Origin of the sequence: Streptomyces europaeiscabiei (assembly GCF_001550375.1) — a bacterium.
Classification (GTDB): Bacteria; Actinomycetota; Actinomycetes; order Streptomycetales; family Streptomycetaceae; genus Streptomyces; species Streptomyces europaeiscabiei.
Genome location: NZ_LRTR01000311.1, coordinates 1 through 7,054, shown reverse-complemented (window position 1 = coordinate 7,054; position 7,054 = coordinate 1). Strand labels below are relative to the sequence as shown.

Below are 7,054 nucleotides of genomic sequence, written 5' to 3'. Positions count from 1 at the left end.
CCGCCGGGGTGGGCCGCACGCCGCGCCGGCCCCGGATCAGCAGGGCCACCCCGGCGTGGTGTTCCAGGGACCGCACCCGCGCGCTGGCCGACGGCAGGCTCAGATGCATCCGGCGGGCGCCCGCCGTGATCGAGCCCTCCGTCACGATGTCGAGGAAGAGCCGCAGGTCGTCGAGGTCGTAGCGCACGGGGTCAGCCTAAGGCAGGGCCTTAGGCTCGATTCGTGGATCGCGCATGGTCGGCCCATTGCGGGGACCTCGTCCCGACCGCGATGCTCACCGGATGTCGGAGATCCTCCTCGTGCTCCTTGCCGGTCTCGCCGCCGGCACGCTGAACGCCGTCGGCGGTGGTGGCACGTTCGTGGCGCTGCCCGCCCTGGTCGCGGTCGGCCTGCCCCCGGTGACGGCGAACGCGGCCTCGACCATCGCCCTCCTGCCAGGCTCGGTGGCCGGCGCCTGGGTCTCCCGGCATGAGATCACGCAGGTAGGAGCGGCCTCCACACGGGCGCTGACCACGACCAGTGTGCTCGGCGGCGGCCTCGGCGCCGTTCTCCTGCTTCTCCTGCCGTCCGCCTCCTTCGACGCCGCCGTGCCCTGGCTGCTGGCCTTCGCCACGGTCGTCCTCGCCTTCGGCCGCCCTGCCCTGCGGCTGTTCGGCGCCGCGCAGGACCGGGCGGCCGGCCTCGGCCCCCGGGCCGTTCTGACCGGACAGTTCCTCCTAGCCGTGTACGGCGGATACTTCGGCGGAGCCGTAGGCATCCTGATGCTGGCCCTGTGGAGCATCGGTCTCGGCCTGGACCCCGCCACCGGCAATCCCATGCGGATCGCCCAGGTCACCGCCGTCTACCTCAGCGCCGCCGCGCTCTTCCTCGTCGCCTCGGACGCGCTCACCGCTCCGCTTCTCCTCGGCGCCATGCTCACGGGCGGCGTCGTCGGCGGCTTCGCGGGAGCCCGCCTCGCCCTCCGGCTCCCGGCCCGCGTGCTCCGGGGTGTGGTGCTGGGCACGGCGGTGACGATGACGGTGCTGTATTTCGTGCGTGCGGGAGTTGGCGGCGGCTGACCTTCCCGACTTTTCTGCGCCCCCGCCGCCCCTACCCGTCCCATCCTTCAGGGGCTGCGCCCCTTCGACCCCCAGCCGCGGGTCCGGTGGGGGCTGGTCGCGCAGTTCCCCGCGCCCCTTGAGGGCCTACGGCCACTCAGGGGGCGAAAAGCACGGGGCGCAGCCCCTGCTTTTCAGGGGCGCGGGGAACTGCGCGAGAAGCCCCACCCACCCGCACCTGCACCCGCACGCCCGTCCCCTCAAGCCCTCAAGCCCCCGCCCAGAGCCCCTCCTTCGTCAGCCCCAGCAGCTCGATCGCGTTCCGCCGCACGATCCGGTCCACGACGTCCGGGTCCAGGTGCCCCATCTGGGCCTCGCCGACCTGCCGCGACTCGGGCCAGGTGGAGTCGGAGTGGGGGTAGTCGGTCTCGTAGAGGACGTTGCCGACACCGATCGCGTCCAGGTTGCGGAGCCCGAACGCGTCGTCGAAGAAGCAGCCGTAGACGTGGTCGGCGAAGAGTTCGGACGGCGGGCGGTGGACCTTGTCGGCGACGCCGCCCCAGGCCCGGTTCTCCTCCCAGACGACGTCCGCGCGCTCCAGGATGTACGGGATCCAGCCGATCTGGCCCTCGGCGTACATGACCCTGAGGTTGGGGAATCGCTCGAACTTGCCGCTCATCAGCCAGTCGACCATCGAGAAGCAGCAGTTGGCGAAGGTGATGGTCGAACCGACGGCGGGCGGCGCGTCGGCGGAGGTGGACGGCATACGGCTCGACGAACCGATGTGCATCGCCACGACCGTGCCGGTCTCGTCGCAGGCGGCGAGGAAGGGGTCCCAGTCGTCGGTGTGGACGGAGGGCAGACCGAGGTGCGGGGGGATCTCGGAGAAGGCCACGGCACGGACCCCCCGGGCCGCGTTGCGACGCACCTCCGCCGCCGCCAGCTCCGCGTCCCAGAGCGGGATGAGGGTGAGCGGGATCAGCCGGCCCCGCGCCTCGGGGCCGCACCACTCCTCCACCATCCAGTCGTTGTACGCCCGGACACCGAGCAGCCCCAGCTCGCGGTCCGCGGCCTCCGTGAACGTCTGGCCGCAGAAGCGGGGGAAGGTCGGGAAGCAGAGGGCCGACTGGACGTGGTTGACGTCCATGTCCGCGAGGCGCTGCGGGACGTCGTACGAGCCGGGGCGCATCTGCTCGTACGTGATGATCTCCAGCTTGATCTCGTCCCTGGAGTAGCCGACGGCGGTGTCCAGGCGGGTCAGCGGGCGGTGCAGGTCCTCGTAGACCCACCAGTCGCCGATCGGACCGTCGTCGCCGGGGGCGCCCATCACGGGCTTGAAGCGGCCGCCGAGGAACGTCATCTCCTTCAGCGGCGCGCGGACTATGCGGGGGGCCGTGTCCAGGTACTTCTTCGGGAGCCTGTCCTGCCAGACGTTCGGGGGCTCCACCGTGTGGTCGTCGACGGAGATGATCTTCGGGAAGGTGGTGGTGGGATCCGTGGCGCTCGTCTCCAAGGTGTCCATGTCCGTCACGGTAGCGCTGATCTGACGACCCGTCAGTAACCTGGTATCCGCTGTCCGCCCGCCGCCCCCGTGAGCCGCTCCGTGCGGCACCGACCCCGTCCGGCCCGCCAGGACGCGCCGGGACACACCGGGTGACGGACGGACATCGGGGCGCGAATGCGCGTGGAGGGCCTGTGTGGACCTGGTGACATCCCGCGTGGCTCCCGGTGATCGCCCTCCCCCACGGCTGACGGATCCGCCATGAACAAGGCAAACTGGCCTGGTTGCCATGCAGGCTTGGGGGACGTCGATGGGTGGTGAACCGGGAGTGCCGGAGATCGGTGTGCCGCGCGTGCCGGAGCAGAGGGGTGCCGTGGACGCCCGGACTTCGGAACCGGACCCCCAGGCCGCGGCCGAGTTGCGCTTCGCCGTGCTCGGTCCCGTGCGGGCCTGGCGCGGGGCCGAGCCTCTCGCCACCGGTTCGCCCCAGCAACGCGCCCTGCTCGCCGCACTGTTGTTGCGTGAGGGCCGCACGGCCACCGCGAGCGAGCTGATCGACGCGCTGTGGGGCGACGATCCGCCGTCGCAGGCACTGGCCGCCGTACGGACGTACGCCTCGCGGCTGCGCAAGGTGCTCCCCGGTGTGCTGGTCAGCGAGTCCGGCGGCTACGCGGTCCGCGCGCTGTCCGGCGGCGCGCTGGACCTCGCCGTGGCCCAGGAACTGTCCGCCGACGCCGAGAAGGCCAAGAACTCCGGGGACCTGTGCCATGCCCGCCGCCTGCTGAACAAGGCGCTGGGGCTGTGGGACGGTGAGGTCCTGGCGAGTGTTCCGGGGCCGTACGCGGAGACCCAGCGGGCCCGTCTCGACGAATGGCGTCTCCAACTGGTCGAGACGCGCCTCGACATGGACCTGGAGCAGGGCTGTCACGCGGAGGCCGTGTCGGAGCTGACCGCACTCACCGCCGCGCACCCTCTGCGGGAGCGTCTGCGCGAACTGCAGATGCTGGCGCTGTACCGGAGCGGGCGGCAGGCGGAGGCCCTCGCGGTGTACGCCGACACGCGCCGTCTGCTCGCCGACGAACTGGGCGTGGACCCCCGCCCGGGTCTGCGGGAGTTGCAGCAGCGCATCCTGCAAGCGGACCCCGGCCTCACGGAGCCCTCGGCCCCGTTCGCTCCCGAGCCGGCCGCCGCGCCCGTCCGTCCCGCCCAACTCCCGGCATCCGTGCCGGACTTCACCGGGCGGTCGTCCTTCGTGGCCGAGCTGAGCGAGGTGCTCTCGGCGGCCTCCGCCGCGGAGGGCCGTGTGATGGCCGTGTCCGCTCTGGCCGGCATAGGCGGCGTGGGCAAGACGACCCTCGCGGTGCACGTGGCCCACGAGGCGCGCGGCGCGTTCCCGGACGGACAGCTGTACGTGGACCTGCAGGGCGCCGGCGCGCGCCCGGCGGAACCGGAGACGGTGCTGGGCGCTTTCCTGCGCGCCCTCGGTACGGCCGACTCGGCGATCCCCGACTCCCTGGAGGAGCGGGCCGCGCTGTACCGCTCGGTCCTGGACGGCCGCCGGGTGCTGGTGCTGCTGGACAACGCGCGGGACGCGGCCCAGGTGCGGCCGCTGCTGCCGGGCACGGCGGGCTGCGCGGCGCTCGTGACGGCCCGGGTGCGGATGGTGGACCTGGCCGGGGCGCATCTCGTCGACCTGGACGTGATGTCCCCCGACGAGGCCCTCCAGCTCTTCACGAAGATCGTCGGTGAGGAACGGGTCGCCTCGGAGCGCAAGGCCGCGCTCGATGTGGTCGCGGCCTGCGGTTTCCTACCGCTGGCCATTCGGATCGCCGCGTCGCGGCTGGCGGCGCGCAGGACGTGGACCGTGTCGGTGCTGGCGGCGAAGCTGGCCGACGAGCGCCGCCGACTCGATGAACTCCAGGCCGGCGACCTGGCCGTCAAGGCCACCTTCGAGCTGGGCTACGGCCAGTTGGAGCCCGCCCAGGCGCGCGCGTTCCGCCTCCTTGGCCTGGCCGACGGTCCCGACATCTCCCTGGCCGCCGCGGCAGCCGTACTGGACCTGTCGCCGGACGACACCGAGGATCTGCTGGAGATCCTCGTCGACACCTCCCTCCTGGAGTCGGCGGCGCCGGGCCGCTACCGCTTCCACGACCTGGTCCGCCTCTACGCGCGTGCATGCGCCGAACGGGACGAACAGCCGCCGGGCGAGCGAGACGCGGCGATGTCGCGGTTGCTGGACTTCTACCTGGCCACGGCGGCCGAGGTCTACGCCATCGAACGTCCCGGTGACCGCCTGGTGGACCACCTGGAGCCCACCGAGTACCCCGGGCTGCGCTTCACCGAGGGCTCCGCGGCCCTGGACTGGCTCTACACGGAGGCGGCCTGCCTCCTGGCGTGTGCGCAGCAAGGGGCGGGGTCGGACCGGTTGCGGCGGGCCGTGGACCTGCTGTGGGCGGCCAACGACCTGACGGAGTCGGGGGCCAACTCCCACCAGTACGAGACGACCGCGCGGGCGATGTGCGATGCCACGCGGGCCGTGGGGGACGCGCGCGCGGAGGGCAGGGCGCGGACGACGCTCACCAACGTCCTGCTGGTCAACGGGCGTATCCAACAGGCTGAGGCAGAGGCACAGACCGCCCTGGATCTCGCGTCCGCCGCGCAGGACGACACCGCCGTCAGCTGGGCCGCCAACGACCTGGGGCTCATCTGTCTGCACCAGGGCCGGTACCCGGACGGCAAGGCCTTCTTCGAGCGGGCCCTCAAGGGTCTACGGGCAGCCGGCAACCGACCCTTCGAAGCGACCTGCCTCGGCAACCTCTCCCGAGCGCACCTGGGCATGGACGACGTCGAGAAGGCGGTCGAGATCGCACGGCGCGGCCTCGCGCTGCACATCGACATCGGCCGGACGCTGCGCCTCGGCAACAGCCACTACGCCATGGGCATCACCCTGAACAGGGCCGGTCGGCACGCCGAGGCCCTCGTCCAGTTCTCCGAGGCGCTGGGCATCCTCAGCGAACACCGGCAACGGCTCTGGGAGGGCACGACCAACTTCCGCATCGCCGAGGTGCATCTGGCGGCCCGTCGCCCCGCCCAGGCGGCCCGGCACGCCGAACAGGCCCTCGCGCTCGGCTGCATCGGCGGTGACCGCATGCGGGGCAACGTCCTGACGCTTCTCGGACGGACTCTCTCCGCGCTGGGCCAGGTGGACCGGGCAAGGGCCTGTTGGCAGGAGGCGCTCAGCCTCTACGAATGCAGCGGCGCTCCGGAGACCGCCGAGGTGCGCGCCCTGCTCACGCCGGCCACGGCGGCGTGAACGCCCCTGTCCCCGCGAGGCAGTCGCCCTCCTTGCCGCGAGGCGGTCGCCCTGCTTCCCACGAGCCGGTCGCTCTCCTCCCCCACGAACCGGTCGCGAGCGTTCAGCATTCGTTTATCTCCGCCCGGCACTCTCGTACGTGTCACATCGTCGCGTCGGGGGGCAGGCGGTCTGACCAGGAGCCTCCCCGGTTAGGGTGCGGTTCCGGACGCCCGTCCAGCGGCCCTCGGGGGAGCTTCTGGACGGGCGTTCCTCACTCGTCAGCACAGTGAAGGAAGTCAAGCCCATGAGCGACAAGAAGAAGGACGCGGTCGCGCCTGACGAGGCGAACGCGGACGAGCCCATCACCACGCAGGACTACCCGATGCCCGCGCCGCCCGCGCCGGACTCGGACGCCATCACGACGCAGGACTACCCGATGCCCGCGCCGCCCGCGCCGGACTCGGACGCCATCACGACGCAGGACTACCCGATGCCGGCCCCGCCCGCCCTGGACCTGGGCGGCAAGTAGCACGACCGGACCTTCCATCCCGACGGGGATCGGCCGCGGTGGCGCGGAGGGGGAGCCACCGCGGCCGAGGCGTGTCCGGGCCGCCTCGGGCCGGTCCGGCAGCCTCGGCAGTTCCCGCGGCGGGAGCCACCCACCCGATCCGGAGAAGGGCCAGGATGATCTCAGCGCAAGTCGAACCCGGTGAGCCCGTCGTCCCACGGCCGGAAAGAACACCCGCCACACTGCGTGGGGCCCTGGCGCAGGTGGCCCCCCACCGCCTGGGGGAGATGGAACGGCAGAAGGACGAGGCCATCACCCTGGCGGCACGCACGGGGGGCCTCGGCCCCATCACCCGGTTCCTCGAAACCTGGGCCGTGACCGTCGAGATCGCCAGAATCCCCGCCTCGGCCGCCCGGCTGCGCGCCGCCGAGCACACCGCGCGGACCGTCGACCACGACGACCCCGCCTGGCGCGAGGCCATGGACGAGATCCACGACCTCCACGCAGCCGCCCGGAGGTCACTCGACCGGGAGTCGGCCGCCCGGCAAGCGTCTTACGGACAGCCGTTCACCCGCGAGTCGTGACCGGGCCGGGGACGCGTCGGCGGAGCAGCCGGAACCGGCAGCCGCACACCCACGAGCCGTTCGACCGGAAGTGACCGGCCAAGGGCCACGGCCCCGCACAGGCTCTCGGCCCGGCCCCGGCCCACGGCC

6 protein-coding genes are annotated in these 7,054 nt (G+C 72.5%); 4 read left to right on the top strand and 2 right to left on the bottom strand.

Translation table 11 applies throughout. The features are described 5' to 3' along the window. On the bottom strand, window positions 1–187 hold a 187-nt coding region (locus tag AWZ10_RS15070), incomplete at its 3' end, for a helix-turn-helix domain-containing protein (RefSeq protein ID WP_159058277.1). A gap of 94 nt (window positions 188–281) precedes the next feature. Between AWZ10_RS15070 and AWZ10_RS15065 the strand changes: the two genes are divergently transcribed. After that, entirely contained in the window at window positions 282–1,058 is a 777-nt protein-coding gene (locus AWZ10_RS15065; RefSeq protein ID WP_046705753.1) for a sulfite exporter TauE/SafE family protein, read from the top strand. Between the two features lie 247 nt (window positions 1,059–1,305). On the opposite strand, the gene AWZ10_RS15060 is transcribed toward AWZ10_RS15065, so the two are convergent. Next, a complete protein-coding gene (locus tag AWZ10_RS15060) occupies window positions 1,306–2,559 on the bottom strand; it encodes an amidohydrolase family protein (RefSeq protein ID WP_046706479.1) in 1,254 nt (417 codons plus the stop codon). 289 nt (window positions 2,560–2,848) lie between these two features. On the opposite strand from AWZ10_RS15060, the gene afsR reads away from it, so the two are divergent. The 3 genes from afsR to AWZ10_RS15045 all read left to right on the top strand — a co-directional run bounded on the left by afsR (window position 2,849) and on the right by AWZ10_RS15045 (window position 6,925). Next, window positions 2,849–5,851, top strand: a complete 3,003-nt coding sequence (afsR, locus tag AWZ10_RS15055; RefSeq protein WP_173531570.1) for an SARP-family global regulator AfsR — start codon at window positions 2,849–2,851, stop codon at window positions 5,849–5,851. A gap of 286 nt (window positions 5,852–6,137) precedes the next feature. Beyond that, on the top strand, window positions 6,138–6,362 hold the full coding sequence (locus tag AWZ10_RS15050) for a hypothetical protein (protein ID WP_060891298.1): 225 nt from the start codon (window positions 6,138–6,140) through the stop codon (window positions 6,360–6,362). 155 nt (window positions 6,363–6,517) lie between these two features. Next, a complete protein-coding gene (locus AWZ10_RS15045; RefSeq protein ID WP_046706478.1) occupies window positions 6,518–6,925 on the top strand; it encodes a hypothetical protein in 408 nt (135 codons plus the stop codon). The last annotated feature ends 129 nt before the right edge of the window (window positions 6,926–7,054 follow it).

Bases quoted from the DNA above. Each gene is read 5' to 3' on its own strand.
- AWZ10_RS15065 (WP_046705753.1), top strand. From the start codon at position 282: ATGTCGGAGATCCTCCTCGTGCTCCTTGCCGGTCTCGCCGCCGGCACG.
- AWZ10_RS15060 (WP_046706479.1), bottom strand. From the start codon at position 2,559: ATGGACACCTTGGAGACGAGCGCCACGGATCCCACCACCACCTTCCCG.
- afsR (WP_173531570.1), top strand. From the start codon at position 2,849: ATGGGTGGTGAACCGGGAGTGCCGGAGATCGGTGTGCCGCGCGTGCCG.
- AWZ10_RS15050 (WP_060891298.1), top strand. From the start codon at position 6,138: ATGAGCGACAAGAAGAAGGACGCGGTCGCGCCTGACGAGGCGAACGCG.
- AWZ10_RS15045 (WP_046706478.1), top strand. From the start codon at position 6,518: ATGATCTCAGCGCAAGTCGAACCCGGTGAGCCCGTCGTCCCACGGCCG.